This window comes from Myxococcus qinghaiensis (assembly GCF_024198215.1).
In the GTDB taxonomy this organism is placed as follows: Bacteria; Myxococcota; Myxococcia; order Myxococcales; family Myxococcaceae; genus Myxococcus; species Myxococcus qinghaiensis.
On sequence record NZ_JAKCFA010000006.1, the window covers coordinates 1 to 17,550 of the forward strand.

Annotated in this window: 16 protein-coding genes; 3 read left to right on the forward strand and 13 right to left on the reverse strand. The window is 68.9% G+C overall.

Translation table 11 applies throughout. From position 1 onward, the window contains the following. Positions 1–473: 473 nt before the first annotated feature. From LZ199_RS12115 to LZ199_RS12150, 8 genes are all read right to left on the reverse strand, one after another. A complete protein-coding gene (locus tag LZ199_RS12115) occupies positions 474–740 on the reverse strand; it encodes a DUF6959 family protein (RefSeq protein WP_253993825.1) in 267 nt (88 codons plus the stop codon). 111 nt (positions 741–851) lie between these two features. Next, positions 852–2,696, reverse strand: coding sequence for a GspE/PulE family protein (locus tag LZ199_RS12120; RefSeq protein WP_253993826.1), 1,845 nt, complete (start codon positions 2,694–2,696; stop codon positions 852–854). Then, entirely contained in the window at positions 2,681–4,474 is a 1,794-nt protein-coding gene (locus LZ199_RS12125) for a zinc metalloprotease (protein ID WP_253993827.1), read from the reverse strand. Before LZ199_RS12125 ends, LZ199_RS12120 begins: the two co-directional genes overlap by 16 nt. A 101-nt stretch (positions 4,475–4,575) precedes the next feature. Next, complete coding sequence (locus LZ199_RS12130) at positions 4,576–5,331, reverse strand: uroporphyrinogen-III synthase (protein WP_253993828.1); 756 nt, start codon at positions 5,329–5,331, stop codon at positions 4,576–4,578. A gap of 42 nt (positions 5,332–5,373) precedes the next feature. Further along, the gene (gene hemC, locus LZ199_RS12135; RefSeq protein ID WP_253993829.1) at positions 5,374–6,312 is read right to left on the reverse strand and encodes a hydroxymethylbilane synthase; all 939 of its coding nucleotides are present in this window, start codon (positions 6,310–6,312) and stop codon (positions 5,374–5,376) included. Beyond that, positions 6,309–7,640, reverse strand: coding sequence for a glutamyl-tRNA reductase (gene hemA, locus LZ199_RS12140; RefSeq protein WP_253993830.1), 1,332 nt, complete (start codon positions 7,638–7,640; stop codon positions 6,309–6,311). Before hemA ends, hemC begins: the two co-directional genes overlap by 4 nt. A gap of 2 nt (positions 7,641–7,642) precedes the next feature. Continuing rightward, positions 7,643–8,458 (reverse strand): cytochrome C assembly family protein, encoded by an 816-nt coding sequence (locus tag LZ199_RS12145; protein WP_253993831.1) that lies wholly within the window; start codon positions 8,456–8,458, stop codon positions 7,643–7,645. Positions 8,459–8,491: 33 nt separating this feature from the next. After that, the gene (locus tag LZ199_RS12150; RefSeq protein ID WP_253993832.1) at positions 8,492–8,872 is read right to left on the reverse strand and encodes a hypothetical protein; all 381 of its coding nucleotides are present in this window, start codon (positions 8,870–8,872) and stop codon (positions 8,492–8,494) included. 184 nt (positions 8,873–9,056) lie between these two features. On the opposite strand from LZ199_RS12150, the gene trxA reads away from it, so the two are divergent. Both trxA and LZ199_RS12160 read left to right on the forward strand, forming a co-directional pair. Further along, complete coding sequence (gene trxA, locus LZ199_RS12155; protein ID WP_253993833.1) at positions 9,057–9,386, forward strand: thioredoxin; 330 nt, start codon at positions 9,057–9,059, stop codon at positions 9,384–9,386. Between the two features lie 530 nt (positions 9,387–9,916). Continuing rightward, complete coding sequence (locus LZ199_RS12160) at positions 9,917–10,237, forward strand: hypothetical protein (RefSeq protein ID WP_253993834.1); 321 nt, start codon at positions 9,917–9,919, stop codon at positions 10,235–10,237. Positions 10,238–10,340: 103 nt separating this feature from the next. On the opposite strand, the gene LZ199_RS12165 is transcribed toward LZ199_RS12160, so the two are convergent. The 5 genes from LZ199_RS12165 to mreC all read right to left on the reverse strand — a co-directional run bounded on the left by LZ199_RS12165 (position 10,341) and on the right by mreC (position 15,694). Then, entirely contained in the window at positions 10,341–11,024 is a 684-nt protein-coding gene (locus tag LZ199_RS12165; RefSeq protein ID WP_253993835.1) for a PilZ domain-containing protein, read from the reverse strand. A gap of 138 nt (positions 11,025–11,162) precedes the next feature. Beyond that, positions 11,163–12,314, reverse strand: coding sequence for a rod shape-determining protein RodA (gene rodA / locus LZ199_RS12170; RefSeq protein WP_253993836.1), 1,152 nt, complete (start codon positions 12,312–12,314; stop codon positions 11,163–11,165). Continuing rightward, on the reverse strand, positions 12,298–14,340 hold the full coding sequence (mrdA, locus tag LZ199_RS12175; protein ID WP_253993837.1) for a penicillin-binding protein 2: 2,043 nt from the start codon (positions 14,338–14,340) through the stop codon (positions 12,298–12,300). The genes rodA and mrdA overlap by 17 nt, the downstream gene beginning before the upstream one ends. After that, entirely contained in the window at positions 14,337–14,837 is a 501-nt protein-coding gene (locus LZ199_RS12180) for a hypothetical protein (RefSeq protein ID WP_253993838.1), read from the reverse strand. The genes mrdA and LZ199_RS12180 overlap by 4 nt, the downstream gene beginning before the upstream one ends. After that, positions 14,834–15,694 (reverse strand): rod shape-determining protein MreC, encoded by an 861-nt coding sequence (gene mreC, locus LZ199_RS12185; protein ID WP_253993839.1) that lies wholly within the window; start codon positions 15,692–15,694, stop codon positions 14,834–14,836. The genes LZ199_RS12180 and mreC overlap by 4 nt, the downstream gene beginning before the upstream one ends. Positions 15,695–15,913: 219 nt before the next feature. Here mreC and LZ199_RS12190 point away from each other — a divergent pair, with 219 nt between their 5' ends. After that, entirely contained in the window at positions 15,914–17,485 is a 1,572-nt protein-coding gene (locus tag LZ199_RS12190; protein ID WP_253993840.1) for a peptidylprolyl isomerase, read from the forward strand. The last annotated feature ends 65 nt before the right edge of the window (positions 17,486–17,550 follow it).

A 17,550-nucleotide genomic window follows, 5' to 3' on the forward strand; every position in this document is an offset into this window, starting at 1 on the left:
CCGCCCCATGCCGACCACCATCTCATCGAGGTAGGCGCTCAGCGCCTCATCCAGCTTGCGCAGATGTGCGGGTGTCATCCCGACCGTAGATCATGACCGCTACCTGGATTCAAGTGACCGGGTAGTACTAGAGCCCCCTCGTAGAACATCGTGCCATTCGGGCGGGGCTTGAGGCCAGGCTTTATCAGTACGTGTCTTTGACGTCGGACGGCGACTGAGCAGTCAGGAGCGTCCGAAGCGCCCTCCGGGACACTCTCTGCGAATCCTTGCGCCACTTGCAGAGAGATGACCATGGGTGTCTGGAGGGTTCCGTCTCAACAAACATTTTGATGCACATCAACATCCTCGCCGGCTACCAGGATCGCTCCTTGTGTCTGGCAGAAACTGGTTTGGACTGCATTCAGGCTGGCAGTTCGTGCACACCGGAAATCCCGTCGGAAAATCCAGACAGAACATCCCACGCGAGCCCTCTTTCAATAAGGCAGCGCGAGACCATGCTCCCCGAGCGCCGCCTCGTAGCGCGCCTGCGCATCACGGAGCTGCTCGACGGCATCTCGGAGCAACTCCTGGGCATTCGATGTGTTCCCCTGCTCAAGGGCCGCGAGAGCCTCGGACGCCGTGGACACCAGGGAATGCAGTGTGTCGCCCTGGATGACGACGCCTGGAAACCTCCGACCCGGGAGGCGAAGGACAGCGTTGTTGCCAGGCTGCGTGAGCAGTTCGGCTTCGACAAGCATCATGGAAGGAGATCCCTCCTGAAACTTTTCGACTCAGTCATCGACGACGCCCCTCAGCTCGGCGACCGGCTCGTCCCGGTCGGGCAAGCTCGCAATTGTTGCCACTTGCTCACCTCACGCCGAAGTCATGCGCACCACTTCGTCAAAAGCAGTGAGCCCCTGCGCCAGCTTGCGCACGGCGGCCTCGCGCAGGGTGCGCATGCCTCCGCGCCGGGCCACTTCCACCAGCTTCTCGTACGGTGCCTCGCGTGCAATCTGCTCGCGCAGCTCTCCGCCCGTGGTGACGATTTCGAAGACGCCCGTGCGGCCCACGTAGCCCGTGCCTCGGCAGCGCACGCAGCCTGCCCCCTTGAGCAGGCGCACCCCACCCGGCAGCAAGGGCAGCGGCGCCTGGAGCGCGAGCAGCTCATCCGGCGTCAGCGTCGCCTCCTCCGCGCAATGACTGCACACGCGGCGCAACAGTCGTTGGGCCATGACGCCCAACAAGCTCTGCGCCAGGAGGAAAGACGGCACTCCCAAGTCCCGCATGCGCGCCACCGCGCCCAACGCGTCGTTGGTGTGTAGCGTGGACAGGACAAGATGTCCGGTGAGCGCGGACTGGATGGCGTTCTCCGCCGTCTCCTGGTCACGAATCTCACCCACCATGATGACGTCCGGGTCCTGACGCAGGATGTGGCGCAGCGCGCTCGCGAAGTCGAGCCCCAGCTTGGGCTGCACCTGCACCTGGTTGAAGGCGTCCCACACCATTTCAATGGGGTCTTCAATCGTGGTGACGTTGACGTCCGGCCCCGCCAGCGCCTTGAGCGCCGAATAGAGCGTCGTCGTCTTGCCACTTCCCGTTGGCCCCGTGACGAGGATGAGCCCGTGGGGCTGGTCAATCCACGACTCGAAGGAGTTCTTCTCGTCCGGCTCGAAGCCAAGCTGGGCGATGTCCTGCACCAGCGTCTCCGGGTCGAAGATGCGGATGACCACCTTCTCGCCAAAGGCCGTGGGCAGCGTGCTGACGCGCAACTCCACCTCGCGCCCGTCCCGCTCCGTCTTGATGCGCCCGTCCTGGGGCTTGCGCTTCTCGGAGATGTCGATGCGCGAGAGCATCTTCACGCGCGACACAATCGGCGCATGCACCTGCGCCGGCAGCGAGTACACCGGGTGCAACACGCCGTCGATGCGCAGCCGCACCACGCTGGTGGAGCGCTTGGGCTCGATGTGGATATCCGAGGCGCGGTTGTCGAAGGCGTAGCGCAGCAGATAGTCCACCGCCTGCACCACCGGACGGTCAGACGCCTCCAGCTCCTGCGTGCCGCTGAGCGACACGAGCTGCTCGAAGTTGGAGAGCTGTCCGCCTCCCACCGCCACGCTGAAGTCATCCGCCGCGCGGGCCAGCGTCCTGCCGAAGCCGTAGATGTCGGAGATGGACTTGAGGATGTCCGCCTTCGCGCTCAGCACCGGCTCCACTGGCAGGCCCGTGAGGCGGTGGAAGCTCTCGAACAGCTCCCGGTCGAACGGGTTGGCCACCGCCACCAGCAACCGGCCCTGCACCGTGCGCTCCAGCGGGAGCAACACGTGCTTCTGCGCATACGGCCGCGACACCGTGCGCGTGGCCAGCGTCATGTCCAGCTTCAGCGGGTCTATCTTCCGGTAGGCCATGCCCGCGGCACGCGCGGCGGCCTCCGTGACGCGGTCCTCGTCCAGCACGCCCCGGCCGTTGGCCAGGGGCACCTGGAAGGCAGCCACCACCTCGACAGGCGACACGTCGTAGCGCGCCGCATCCTTGCCAATCGCGGCCGTCTGCGCCTTGAGGACCCGCGCTCGCGCGGCCCCCTCTTTCGCGAGGACCTCCTGGGCCTGCTGGGGCGTCAACAGCCCCTGCCCCACCAGCGCCTCCAGCACGAAGAGCGTGGTGAAGTCATCCCGGCTCTTCGGAGGAGGATTCCCCGGGCCGCTCACTGCTTGTGCCAAGTCCGTCTCCTTCCCGCCACCAGCAGCAGCAGGACCAACCCACCGAGGAAGGCCGCCGCCGACACCGGCGCGCCCGTACAACCACAGCCATCCGGCCCCGTGGTGCTGCCCGTGGGCGGCCCCGCATCCACGGGCGGCGGCGGCTGCGAGCCACCATCGTTGCACAGCGTGCAAGGCCCGGCGTCCGGCCGCGCTTGAGGATCGTAACAGGTGCCTCCGCTCGCGCAGAGCATGTTGGGCGCGCAGTCCTGATTCGTCACACAGACAGGCAAGCAGGCGGAGCCGCCCTGCTCCACCGAGCCACACCGCAGCGTGGAGGGGCACGAGCTCGCGGAGCACGCCCGGACGCAGGCCCGCTCACCGTCCTTGTTCACCACCTGGCACGACGTGCCTCCAGGGCAGGAGCACGCGGAGACGGAGCACTGCTGCGCGCACACGCCCTGCGTGCCGCCCTCGGCGAAAAGACAGTACTGGTTGGTGCCACACTCGGCGTTCGCGGTGCACGCGTCGCCCACCTGCTTGCCCGCGGCCTGCTTCGGAACACAGACGCGGTCACACGTCCGGCAGACGGAGTTGCTGTCACAGTCCAGGTCGCCGTAGCAGCCAGGGACGCAGAGGTTGCCCTCGGGCCGGGCCTCGCACGTATAGCCAGGGCGGCAGTCGCTGCCCCCGAGCGTACAGTCCTTGAGACAGATGGAGCCCTGTCCCGCCACCACGGAGCATGCCGAGCCCGCGGGGCACGAGTTCGAGCCGCTGCACGTCTCGGTGCAGTAGCCCTCGTCCCACCGGTCGAACTCGCCATTGCCCGACGGCGCGGACACCGGGGCGATGCAGACGCCATTCGTGGTGTTGCAGCTCCTCGGGCCAGGGGTGCACTCGCGGCCCACTGGCGTGACTCCATCGGGAAGGGCCGGCAGACAGGCCCGGGTGTACCCGGAGACCGCGGAGGACTCGCGACAGACATAGGGGGCCGGACACTCGGCGGTGGCGTTGCCGAAGCAGCCCTTCGCACAGACCTTGAGGTCCTTGCCGGAGACGGTGGACGGCGCGGTGACACACGTCAGGCCGGTGGTGCACGCGGCGGTGTCACAGGGCGAACCGACAGCGCCCGTCTTCGGATAGAAGCGGCACAGCGCCGTCCTGTCGTAGTCCGCGAGGTTGCGCCGGCTCTCTCCCGCCGGAAGGTCGAAGAACATCACCGCGCCAATGGCCTCGAAGGAGTCACCCAGGCCCAGGCAGTGGCCAATCTCGTGCGTCAACACGCTCTGGATGTCGTAGTGGCCCGCGGGCGTGGGCGTCGTCGTGGACCACTCGAAGTCCACCGCGTTGAGGAAGATGTCGCACTGGTACACGTAGCCGCTGAACGTCAGCGGGCGCGCGGCGGACTGCCGGTCTCCACCGTTGAGCGTGTCCGAGTAGCGCGGGTCACTCGCGCTCGTCACCCAGACGGGCACCACGTTGAAGCGGTCCCCCGGGTCATTGACGTTCGCCATGGGCGAGCCCGTCGTGGCCACTCCGCCATCCGGGAAGGAGAACGTCGGCCAGGAGCAGCTGACCTGCCACGTCTGCGCGGCCGCGCGACTGGCCGCCACCACCAGGTTGAGGTCATTGCCCCCGGGCAGGGCCTGTCGGCCGTCCACGTAGAAGACGAAGGGGTCCGCGGGAGTGCTGAGCACCCGGTGGCCCAGGTCCTTGTATTCCAGCACCTGTTGCGCCGCCGCCGTGACGGACAACAACAACCCGAGTACGACGGCGCTCCGCTGCGAACCCCGATTCATCGAAAACCCCTCCGCGTCGTCCAGCACCGGGCATGCATTCGCCCGGACTTCGACGGGAAGGGCAGTCTACCCGCGAACAGCGCGTCGAGCCGCATCCCCCACTACTTCACCGGGGGCGCTTCCGCCTGGCCGCGAACCGCGCGCACCGTCGCATCCACCAATGACTCCGGCGTGGGCCTCTCCGCGACGGCCGTGGCCGGCAGCCCCAGTTGCTCCAGCGCCGACGCCGTGGTGGGCCCAATCGCCACCACCCGCGCGGGCCCCAATCGCTCACGCCCCGCCGCGTCCAGGAAGGCCTCCGCGGTGCGCGGCGAGGCGAACACCGCCACGTCCGGCGGTGACTCGGCGAGCAGCGCCAGGGCCTCCGGGGGAACCTCCGCCGCCAGGGAGCGATAGGCCGTCACGCGGGTGACGAGCACGCCCGCGTCGCGCAGCGCCTCCTCCAGCTCGCGCCGCCCCTCCTCCGCCGCGGGCAACAGCACCTCGTCACCCGACTGGAGTCCGTCCTTGAGCATCTCGAAGAGCGCCTGCCCCGTGCCCTCGTCCGGCTCCGCGGCGACGTCCAGGCCATAGCTCCTCATGGCGCGCGCCGTCCGAGGCCCCACCGCCGCCAGCTTCACGCGGGAGAGCCGCTGCGCCGTGCCCGCCTCGCGCAGCGCGTCCATCAGCGCGTCGACAGCGGAGGGACTCGCGAACACCACCCAGCGATAGCGCTGGATGTGCTCGGCGGCGGACGCCAGCGGACGTGGGTCCTCCGGCGGACGCAGCTCCAGGAGCGGAAGGCTGAGCACCTCCGCGCCCTCGTCCTCCAGGAGAAAGCACAGCTCCTCGGCCCGCTCACGCGGGCGCGTCACCAAGACTCGGATGCCTTCCAGTCGCCGTTCCACGCGGGCGGCAGTCTAGGGCCGCGCGTCCGGGCGGCGAGCGAAATCACGCAGGATGTCCGCCGCGCCCTGCGACAAGAGGTCGTCGGCCAGGGCCTCGCCCAGCTCCCGCGCCTGCGCCACCGGCCCACGGACCTCGCCCCGCACCACCCGTGCGCCATCCGGCCGGCCCACCAGTCCGCGCAGGTGCACGAAGCCCTCGGACACCGTGGCATGCCCCGCCAGCGGCACCGTGCAGCCGCCCTCCAGCTTCGCCAGCAGCGCGCGCTCGGCCGTCACCGCCACGCGCGTCGTCGCATCCTCCAGCGGCGCGAGCAGCGCGCACACGCGCGCGTCGTCCCCTCGGCACTGGATGGCGAGCACGCCCTGCCCCACCGCGGGCAGGCTCACCTCGGTGGACAGCACCTGGGTGATGACGTCTTCCAGGCCCAGGCGCTTGAGCCCCGCGTACGCCAGCACCGCGCCCGCGAGCCCCAGCTCCTTCGTCTTCTGCAAACGCGTCTGCACGTTGCCGCGCAGGCTGACGATCTCCAGGTCCGGCCGCCGCGAGCGCAGGATGCAGCTGCGGCGCAGCGACGACGTGCCCACGCGCGCACCCTGCGGCAGCGAATCCAGCGTCTGGCCCGCAAGGCCACAGAAGGCATCGCGAGGGTCCTCGCGCGTCGGCACCGCCGCGAGAATCAGGCCCTCCGGCAGCTCGGACGTCATGTCCTTCAGGCTGTGCACCGCGAGGTCCGCGCGGCCGTCGATGAGCGCCTGCTCGATTTCCTTCACGAACAGGCCCTTGCCGCCCACCGCCGACAGCGGCGCGGACAGGAAGCGGTCTCCCTCGGTGGTCATCTCCACCAGGGACACCTCCAGGCCCGGATGATGCGAGGCCAGGAGCGCGCCCACGTGGCGGGCCTGCCAGAGCGCCAGCGGGCTCTGTCGGGTGGCGATTCGCACGGTCTTCATCGCTTGGCCCCCGTGGCGACCTGCTGCGGAACCGGAGCCAGGGAAGAGGCCTCCGCGTCCGCAGCCTCCATCTCCGCCTCCAGGAGTCCGAAGAGCTCCGCGGCCGCGCCCGCCAGGCGATTGCCCTCGCCCTCCGGGCCCACGGCGCGCAGCCGCGAGGTGGGCTCATGCAACAGCTTGTTCACGATGGCGCGCCCCATGGCCTCGATGCTCTTGCGTTGCTTGTCCGTCAGCCCGTCGCCCAGCGACGTCAGCGTGCGCTCCACCTCCGAGCGGGCAATGGCCTCCGCGCGCTGGCGCAGACGCGCGAGCACCGGCATGCCCTCGCGCAGCGCGCGCTCCTTGACGAAGCGAGCCACCTCCTGCGCCACCAGCACGCCCGCCTTGTGCGCCTCCTCGGCGCGCGCGGCCGCGTTGTCCGCGACGAACTTCTGGATGTCGTCCACGTCGTAGGCGTGCACCCAGTCCAGCGTGCCCACCCCAGGGTCGATGTCTCGCGGCACCGCCAGGTCCACCATGAACAGCGGCCGGCCCTTGCGCCCCTTACCCACCGCGCCCACGTTCTCCCGGGTGAACAGCGGCACGGGGGACGCGGTGCTGCACACCACCACGTCCGCGGCGCCCAGGAGCGAGAACAGCTCCTCGAAGGGCCGCGCCACCCCGCCCACCTCCGTCGCCAGCGCCTCCGCGCGAGCCAACGTCCGGTTGGTGATGAACAGCTTCGTCGCACCCGCCTGCTGCAGATGGCGCGCCGCCAGCTCTCCCATCTCCCCCGCTCCCACCACCAGCACCGTCTTGCCCTTCAAGCCGTCGAACACCTTGCTGGCCAGTTGCACCGCCGCCGACGCCATGGACGTCGCCGCGCGGCCGATGGCCGTCTCCGTGCGCACCCGCTTGGCGCACCCGAACGCCGCCGCGCACGCCCGCGTCAACTCACCCCGCACCGCCCCCGCGCCCTGGCCCCGCTCGAAGGAGTCCTTCACCTGCCCGAGAATCTGCGCCTCGCCCAGCACCATGGAGTCCAGGCTGGAGGCCACCCGGAACAGGTGGATGAGGGCCGCCTCGCCCCGGTGCTCGTAGAGGTGGTCCAACGCCTCGTCACCGCCCAGCGCCCGCAGCTCCGACACCGCGCGCTCCCGCGCGAGCATGCCGTCCGGCGCGGAGAGATAGACCTCCACCCGGTTGCAGGTGGACACCCAGAGCACCTCCACCGGCGACTGGGCCAGCCGCTGGAGCACCTCCACCTGACGCGACTCGGACAGGGCCAGCCGCTCGCGCACCACCAGGGGCGCCGTACGGTGGGACAGGCCAATGCAGACGAGCTCCATACTCAGGGAATCCTCATGGCGGCCGCCGTGCTCGCAGTCACGTCGTACGAGGTGAGGAACGACACCAGCACCAGACAGAACCCCGCCATGGTCAGCAACGCCACCCGGCGCCCCCGCCAGCCCGCGAAGATGCGCGCGTTGACGATGGCCGCGAAGACGGCCCACGCCACCACCGTGGCAATCGACTTGCCATCCCACTGCCAGCCGATGGTGGAGGCGACGAAGAACGCCCCCGTCGCCAGGGTGATGGACAGCGCGATGAAGCCCCACACCACCAAACGCCGATTGAGGGTGTCCAGGAACTCCAGCGAGGGCAGCCGGGAGAAGAGCAGGCCGAAGCGCTTGGCGCGCACCTGCCGCTCCATCAGGAGGTACATGACCCCCACGCCCGCGGCCACCGCGAACGCGGCCAGCCCCAACAGCGCCAGGGTGATGTGCAGCGGCAAGAGCGGCTGTCGCACGCCCGGTGGAAGCGGCGACTGCCCTCCGTGCATCAACAGCCCGGGTATCAGCACCGTCACGGCCAGGGGCGTGAGGAACGCGCCGATGACGGGGCGGCGGTAGCGCACATCCAGCGCCAGGAAGATGGCCAAGAGCAGGAAGGCCAGCGTGGAGAAGCCCTGGGCCATGCCCACGGGCCGGCCGGACTGGGCTCCGAGCAACTCGAAGAGGGCCACCCCGTGCAGCACGAGCCCTCCGCCCACCAGCACGCGCCCGGCCATGGCCAGCGCGTCCGACTGGCGGACGAGGTAGGCCAGATAGGCCACGGCGGCGATGCCGTAGGCGTGGCAGGCGAGCGATACGAGCGTGTGGCTCATGGATTCAGGCAATAACCGTGACAGACAGGCGAATCAGCCCATCTTGTTGAGAAGGAACGCCGCCAACAGGTCGGTCTCCGAATCGGGTTTCTTGCCCGCCGCCTCCGGCTTCGGCGCCCCGGAGGGCACGTCCGTCACATACCCTGGAACGACCTCGTAGGCGGACTCCCCCACCAGCACCGAGTCGGCCATCTGCTCGGCCCCCAGGCGGGAGAGCTGCTCCTCGGTCTTCACCTTGGCCACCAGACCGTGGGTGTCCTCGCCCGACACGAGTTGGAGGAAATGCACCGCGGGGGAGACGGCGAAGGCGGTGCCGCCCTCGGCCATCACCACCAGCCGGCCATCCCGCACGTCCGCTTTGTCGGCCAGTGCCCACTCCTCGAGCTGGGACTGGGGCAGAAAGAGCTTCGTCACGTCCGCCAGCCTACACCAGCACCGGGCTTGAGGGGGGAGCCGTTCGGAATGAGGGGTGAAACCCGCGCGTCCCCACCGCATCATTTCTGGCAGATCGGCCGACGGTCCGCCGATTCTTGCAGGCTCCCGGGGCACGTACTAGACGACGCGCCGTGCAGGCCGGAGAGGGCCCGAAGGAGACACCATGGCAGGCGACAACGTGACACAGGTCGGAGATGGCGACTTCAAGCAGCTGGTGCTGGACTCCCAGGAGCCCGTGCTGGTGGACTTCTGGGCGACCTGGTGCGCGCCGTGCCGCGCCATCGCCCCGTCCATCGACGCGCTCGCCACCCAGTATGGCGGCCAGGTGAAGTTCACCAAGATGAACATCGACGACAACCAGCAGACGCCGCAGGACTACGGCATCCGGTCCATCCCCACCCTGCTGCTCTTCAAGGGCGGCAAGGTCGTGGAGCAGATTGTCGGCGCCGTCCCCAAGGCGCGCATCGAAGACGCCATCAAGAAGGCGCTGTAAGCCGCTTCGCCGGGCCCGCGCGCACGTGAGGACTCCTGGCCTCGCGCGCGCCTCGCCCGGCGCTTCTGTTTGTCGACGCGGGGCGCCAGCGCCCCACTCGCTGTCCGGCCGCGGGCTCAAGCACCAACGCCCCCCGGAGCGCCTGTCGGCCCCCCCGGCGCAACCCTCGTGAGCCCTCCGGTTCATGGCTTGTGAGCGGATCCTTCTCGCGAGCCCGGAACCGTTGGAGCAGCGGCTTTGCCCGTCCACGTCCTGACTCAACTCAACCCAAGTCTCGGGCGAGCCTTCAGCGATTTCTCAGACTCCGCGTCATTTTCACCCCTGCGGACAAATCCAGCGCAGATACCGAATCGCCGTCCTGCTCGCCTGTGGGAAACACGTATCCCTTTGCAGTCTTGTCATCAATTTTCCGCGCGGGTTTTGCGAGTCAGACGAGACCCCTCCCTGGTTGTATTGACAGCGTTGACATCCACCGCCAAATAGGCGCATTGGATGCCTTGTTTGTTTTGACTGTTTTCACGGGAGTTTTCATGGCACGACCACGTAAGGAGTTGTCGAAGGTCCCCCTGACCCCCGCATTGGTGAATTGGGCGGAAGCGCTTGGCGATGCGATTGGCCGAGGCGTCCTCCGGGCGATGAACCAGGGCATGCCCACGGGTGGCAACAGCAACGGCGTGGCGGCGAGCCGTCGTCGTGGCCGTCCGCCCAAGGCACTTGCGGGCAACATGGTGGCGTCTGACCGGCGCTGCACGATGCCGGACTGCACGCGTGAGCAGCGCTCGAAGGGGCTGTGTTCAGCGCATTATCAGGCCGAGCGGCGGCGTCTGCTGGCGGGTGGCAAGCCCGCCTGAGACACGCGGTTCGAGGTGGCGCCCACGGCCCTGGGCGAGCGCCTCAATCCATATCCCCCCCACCCTCTCATGGCTGGCCGGCCCGCGAGTGGGAAGTCAGTCGTTATTTGGCCTGCCAGGGGTCCGCTTCGGTGCTCGTGGCCTTGAGCAGCTCCCACGCCGAAAGGACATCCACCACCCGCTCCAGCTCGTTGGGCAGTGAACGCGCCCGCTGGGAGCTCAAGTAGTCCTCCGCGAAGGCTCTCAGCCGGGCTCCCACGAAGAGTCGCGCCAGGGCGACCTCCGTCTGGCCACTGAAGTCGAGGAAGCGGATTCCAAAGCCGCTGCGGCCCTCGGGGCCGTCCCCGCGCTCCTCACGGACGATTTGCGCCCGCGCCCGCACCGGCGAGGCCCCCGGCTCCAGGATGAAGCTCACCCCCAGCACCGTGCCCATGGGCAGGTAGAAGGTGCTCTCCAGGAAGGCCCCGCTGACGCTGACGTTGATGGAGGCCAGGCTCGCCGCGAAGCGCCGCCCGCCCTCCTCGTCATCCACCCAGACCTCGAAGCGCGTCACCAGCTGCGCCCGGGGGAACTCCCGGTGCTCGGATTCACCCTGGTTGCGTTCGATGATGGGAGCGAACGTCGGCAGCAGCGGCGCGGAGGCCACCGGCCGTCGCACCTCCTCCTTCGCCACGACGGGGGCCCTCGCCACGGGCGGTGGCGCCGCGGGCTTCACGTCCCTCGCCGCCACGGGAATCTCCGCCACGCGGACACTCCCACTCACCTTCTGCCCGACCTTCCTCTGCATGCCTGACCTCCACCGGCCCGAGAGGGACTCGCCCTCCCCCCGGAATTGGTGGGGTGATTCATACACCACCCGCGACCCGCCGCCAGCGCCCCGCACCATCTTCGGAGCGCCTGCTTCAGCGTCGCGTGTCGCGCCGTCTCAGAACATGTGACGCCGCATGCTGATGTTCACCAGCAAGCCAATGCTGAGCATCACGGACATCATGGAAGACCCGCCATAACTCATCAGTGGCAGGGTGATTCCCGTCACCGGGAGCAGGCCGATGACCATGCCGATGTTCTCGAACACCTGCCAGAACAGCATCGCGACGACGCCCACGGCCACGAAGGCGCCGAACCTGTCTCGGGCGTTGAACCCCACGCCCAGGCCGAAGATGAAGATGGCGCCGTAGAGCACGAGCAGCACCGTGCACAGCACGAAGCCGTGCTCCTCCGCCCACACGGAGAAGATGAAGTCGGTGTGCTGCTCGGGCAGGAAGCGCAGGCCCGTCTGGGTGCCCTCGCGCCAGCCCTTGCCGGACACGCCGCCGCTGCCCACCGCGATTTTCGACTGGGCCGCGTGGTAGCCGCTGCCGCGCAGGTCCGCCTCCGGGTCCAACCAGCCGGAGATGCGCTGACTCTGGTGCTTCTTCAGGTGGTGCCGGACGATGGTGGGCCGGGGCTCCGGCACGTCGCGCACGTAGTCGTTCCAGATGACGATGCCGCCCGCGAGGATGGCCGCGACGAGCGTGGCGACCAGGTACCAGCGCACCTTGCCGAAGAGGATGACGGTGAGCGAGGACAGGCCAATCATCAGCGCCGTGCCCAGGTCCGGCTGGACGAGCACGAGGACGAAGGGCACGCCCACGACGAGCAGCGGCTTCCACAGGCGGACCAGGCCGTAGGACGGCTCATTGGGGCGGAAGTCGTCGTGGTAGACCTTGGCCAGCATCAGCACGACGCCAATCTTCATGAACTCCGCGGGCTGCAGGCGGAACGGGCCGATGACGAACCAGCTCTCCGCGCCCTTGGCCGTGTGGCCGATGAAGCGCAGGGCGATGAGCGCCAGGATGTTGGTGACGTAGATGGGCAGCGCCATGCGCTGGATCCACCGGTAGTCCACCAGGCACACCACCAGCACGGCGACGACGCCCAGCCCCAGGTACAGCGCCTGGCTGGACCACACCGGCGCGAGCGGAGGCCGCGACGCCGAGGCGAGGTTCCAGATGCCCAAGAGGGACACGCCCAGCACACAGACGATGAGGCCCCACGGGACGTGGGGCACCATCCGCCGCTCAATCCTGAGTTGCATGGGTGTCCTCCGAAACCTCTTCGTCGCCCGGCAGCAGCTTCGGGGGCTTCACGCCGCGCGTCAGGGCCGCCTCGTCCGGAGACGGCGCGCGCAGCACTGACGGGGTGTAGGGCTGGTTGGGACGCGGCGGCGGCGCCGTGGCGTCCAGCTTCTTCAGGTCCAGGTACTTCTGGATGACGGCCATCGCCGTCGGCGCGGCGTCCGAGCCACCGTGGCCACCGTGCTCGTTGAGCACCACGACGGCTATCTCCGGCTTGTCCGCCGGGGCGAAGCCCGCGAACCAGGCGTGGTCTCGCTCGAAGAAGCTCATCTGGTGCGTCTTGAGGCGGATGGCGCCCAGGCGCGCGACCTGGGCCGTGCCCGTCTTCGCCGCGACGAGGACTTCCTGGTCGCGCATGTACTTGAGGCGTGAGCGGTAGGAGGTGCCGCCCGGCTCGTGGGCGACCTTGACCAGGCCCTCGATGACGGCCTTCAGGTGCGTGGGGGACAGCTCCACCCGGCGCACGACCTCCGGCTTGAACTCCTGGATGACCTGGCCGTCCAGGTTCTCCAGCCGCTGCACCATCTGCGGTTTGTAGAGCGTGCCGCCGTTGGCGATGGCCGCGTACATCAGCGCGAGCTGGAGCGGCGTGACGTTGTTGTCGCCCTGGCCGATGGCGCTGTTGAGCGCCATGCCCTTGGTGTAGCCGCCCGGCGAGGCCTTGTCGTGGTACGCGCTGGTCGGCATGATGCCGGGCACCTCCGCCACCACGTTGATGCCCGTGGGGCTGCCCAGGCCCAGCGACTTGCCCATCTCTCCGATGGGGTCCAGGCCGATGGTGTCAGCGACCTTGTAGAACCACGTGTCACACGAGCTCTTCATCGCATCCAGGCCGTTGACCGGGCCGTGGCCCCGGTCCAGGTGACAGCGCCACGTGCGCGCGCCCAGCCGGTAGCCACCGGGGCAGTTCACCACCGTCTCCGGACGGAACACGCCGGACTTGAACGCCGCCAGCGCGGTGACGACCTTGAACGTGGAGCCCGGGCTGTAGTGCTCCGCGGCCACGCGGTTGACCATGGGCTCCAGCGGGTCTCTGGACAGCTGCGCCATCTGCGTGGGCGTCACGCGGCCCGTCAGGAGGTTGGGGTCGAAGCCGGGCCGCGACACCAGCGCGCGGATGAAGCCCGTGTTCACATCGATGGCGACGACGGCGCCCGTCACGCCGGGGAAGGCGCGCTCGGCCTCTTCCTGCAGGCGCATGTCGATGGACAGCACCAGGTTGCTGCCCGCCTGGGGCTGCACCACGGCGTTGTCGCCCAGCTTGACGTTGAGCTCTTCAATCTTCTGGCCGCGCGCGTTGACGACCTCCTTGCGCACGCCGTCCTGGCCGCGCAGGCGCTGCTCGAAGTAGCGCTCCAGGCCGCGCCGGCCGATGTAGTCCCCCAGCGCGTAGCGCGAGCCGTCGCCGTTGAGGCGCTCCAGCTCCTCCTGGGTGATTTCGTTCATGTAGCCCAGCACGTGCGACAGCACCGTGTTGGTCCGGTAGTGGCGGTGCGGCACGGGGGCCACTTCCACGCCGTCCAGGATGTCGCGGCGGGCGGCCAGCCGGTCGTACTCGTCCCGCGTCAGGTCCACGCGCACCGGCACCGGCTGGAAGGGCGCGTTGCGGCGGCCCTGGCGCACCAGGTCCTCCACCTTCTTCGCCTGGTCGGCGTCCCACTGGAGCAGCTCCGCCAGCCGGGGGATGACCTGCTCGGAGCAGTCGGTGCAGAACGCGGGCGTGACGACCGCGTCGAAGGACGGGCGGCTGTCGACGAGGATGGTACCGCGCGCGTCCTTGATGACGCCCCGGTCGGCGCGCAGGCGCACCTCCTTGACGAAGTTGGCCACGCTCTTGGCGGAGTACTCCTCGCCCCGGGTGATTTGCAGGCGGTAGAGCTGGATGGACAACAGGCCCAGCCCCACCGTCATGGCCAGGCCCAGCCAGAGGAAGCGCCGGCGCAGCTCGCGGCCCGGCGTCGTGTTGCCCAGCGTGGGAGGCGTCACCTCAGCAACCCCGCCGGACGGTCCTGCGCCGCCTCGAAGCGCTTGAGCAGCGGGAAGAGCGCCAGCGCCGCGACCCCCGTGAGCGCCACCTGCAGCGGCAGGCCCGCCAGCGCCGGCCCCGAGCCGCCGTCCTTCACCGTCAGCCAGGTGAAGAAGGTCGCCAGGAGGCCGTGCCCCACGTCCGCGCCCATGGCGAACAGCGCGAAGGACAGGCCGCCGCGCACGTCCACGAACGTCGACACCAGCCGCCCCACCAGGAAGGTGAAGACGGCGAGGAAGGTGAACAGCCCCGTGGGCTGTCCGCTCATCAGGTCCAACAGGTAGCCCACCGCGAACGCGGAGAAGGCCCCCTCCAGCAGCGTGGCGCGCAGGGCGAGGAACGCCACCAGCACCACGGTGACGTCGATGCGGCCGAGCACCAGGCCCGCCTGCTTGACGACCACGGACTCCAGCGTGAGCAGCGCCAGCGCGATGCCCACCGTCACCAGGAACTTCATTTCGACGCACCCTCCGCCGCGCTGCCCTGCGCCATCGCGCTGTAGGGACTGCCCACCACCAACACCTCTTCCAGCTTGCTGGTGTCCACCGCCGGCACGATGTCCCCACCCTGGAACATGCCGTGCTCCTTCTTCTCTAGATGGGTCACCCGCCCCACCACCAGCCCCGGTGGGTAGATGCCATCCGTGCCCGAGGTGATGATGAGGTCGCCGTTGTCCACGTCCTCGGTGCGCAGCATGTTCTCCAGCTTCAAAGGTCCGCTGCCAGCACCCGACGCCGTCCCCCGCGCCCTGGAGCGCTGCACCCTCACCGCCACCCGGCTCTGCGTGTCCGTCACCAGCGCCACGTCCGAGTAGCTCCCCGTGGCCCGGATGACCTGTCCCACGATTCCATCCGGCGTCACCACCGACATGCCCCGGAAGACGCCCTCCTTCTCCCCCGCGCTGATGCGCACCGACAGGAGCTTGGCCACCGGGTTGACGCCCACCACCCGCGCCGGAATCTCCGGCCCCGCCGCCGCCTCCGCGTAGCCCAACAGCTTGCGCAGCCGCTCGTTCTCCGTGCGCGACTCGCCCAGCGCCTGCACCGAGGCCCTCAATTGGAGGTTCTCCAGACGCAGGGTGTCATTCTCCTGCCGGACGCCGCGCAAATCCAGGTAGTGGCGCACCGCCGACACGGAGCCTTCGATGGAGGCCGTGAGCACCTGCTGGACGGGCGACGTCACCGCGATGACCGCCCGGTCGATGGGGTTGGGGTCCCTGACCTTGCGCCCGCTGAGCAGGAAGGCGACCAGCGGGTAGAGCAGCAGGACGCCGACCAGGAGGGGGCGCCGATATCGCTTGAGGAGCGACAGCACAGAGGGGAATTCCGGGGTGGGAGGGAAGTGCGGAGGGTGGGGGTCTGCGCTAAACTCTCTAAATCGCTTGCATTTTCCGGTGCAGTGTCCTAGGCAGTCAAGGCCCTGTGACGGGGGTGGCCGCAGGTCAACCACCCTTCGGCCGGGCTACCAACAACACCGCGTCGCGAGTCCTTCCGCACGACTTTTCTCGGCGCGTTTGCTCTCGAAGTGACGACAATGGACGGTCTGAACCCCCGGAAGGTCTTTTCCCTGCTGTTCATCATCGGCATCGCGGTGGTGTTCACGCTTTCGTTCGGGCCGGGCAGCTCCGGCTTCGGCGCCTCTGGAGCCGCCACCACGGCTCCGGGCTCGGTGGCCAAGGTGAACGGCAAGGAAATCCCGCTGCGCGACTTCGCCACGGCCTGGGCCCGGCAGATGAGCTTCCTGCGAGCGCAGGGCAGCCCCATCCCCGAGTCCGTGGCCCGGCAGTTCGGCATGCACAACCAGGTGATGGACAGGTTGGTGAACACGGAGCTCCTGGCCCAGGCGGCCGAGCAGCGTGGCATCAACCCGTCCGACGAGGAGCTGCGCAAGCTCATCCACCAGAACACGGACTTCCACGCCAAGGAGGGCGGGTTCGACTTCGCGCGCTATCAGCAGGTCCTGCGCGACTTCTATCGGAAGACGCCCCAGGAGTTCGAGACCGAGCTGCGCCGCCAGCTGGCCGCGCAGAAGATGATCGAAGTCGTCCGCGCCAACGCGGTCGTCTCCGATGACGAGGTCCGGGCCCGCTACGAGAAGGACGGCAACCAGGCCAAGGTCGTCTTCGCGCGCTTCCTGCCCACCATGTTCGCGGACAAGGTGCCGGCCCCCACGCCCGTGCAGCTCGCGGACTGGAAGAAGGCGCACGAGAAGGAGATCAAGGACTACTACGAGGCCAACCGCTTCGTGTACCAGCAGCCGGAGCGCATCCGCGCCCGCCAGGTGCTGGTGAAGCTGCCCCTGGAGGCCACCGCCGAGCAGAAGGCGGAGGCGCTCAAGAAGGCGGAGGCGCTCAAGAAGGAGATCGACGGCGGCAAGGACTTCGCCACCGTGGCCCGCGAGAGCAGCGAGGACCCCGGCAGCAAGGCGCGCGGCGGCGACCTGGGCTGGGTGGAGCGTGGCAGCTGGGAGCCGGCGCTGGCGGACGCGGCCTTCGCGCTCACCGCGGGCGGCGTCACGCAGCCGGTGGAGACGAAGTTCGGCGTGCACCTGGTGAAGGTGGAGGAGAAGCAGCCCGCCCAGGACAAGAAGCTGGAGGAGGTCTCGGATGAGATCGCCACCACGCTCTTCAAGCAGGAGCGCGCCAAGGACCTGGCCAAGGCGGAGGCCCAGAAGGCGCTGGCCTCCGTGCAGGGCGGCAAGACGCTGAAGGAGCTGTTCCCGCCGGAGAAGGAGCAGCCGGCCATCCTGCGCTTCGAGACGGAGACGCGTCCGGAGGCCGTGGAGACGGACAGCTTCACCGCCGAGGGTGAGGCCGTGCCGCACCTGGGCCCCGCGCCCGCGCTGGTGAAGGCGGCCTTCGCGACCACCGCGCCCCAGGTGCTGGGCGAGACGTTCCCCGTGGGCGAGGGCTTCGTGGTGGCGCAGGTGGTGGAGCGCCAGAAGCCGGACGCCGCGGGCTTCGAGGCGAAGAAGGACACCCTGCGCGCCCAGGCGCAGCAGGCCAAGCAGATTGAAGTGACGGAGTCCTTCCTCAAGGCGCTGAAGAAGAACGGCGACGTCGTGACGAACACCGAGGCCATCGACTCGGTGGTGGGCGCCGGGTAGTCGTCTTCCCGCACGACGCAGTCCCACGAGGGCCGGGCCGAGGGTGTTCCCCTCCCCGGCCCTCG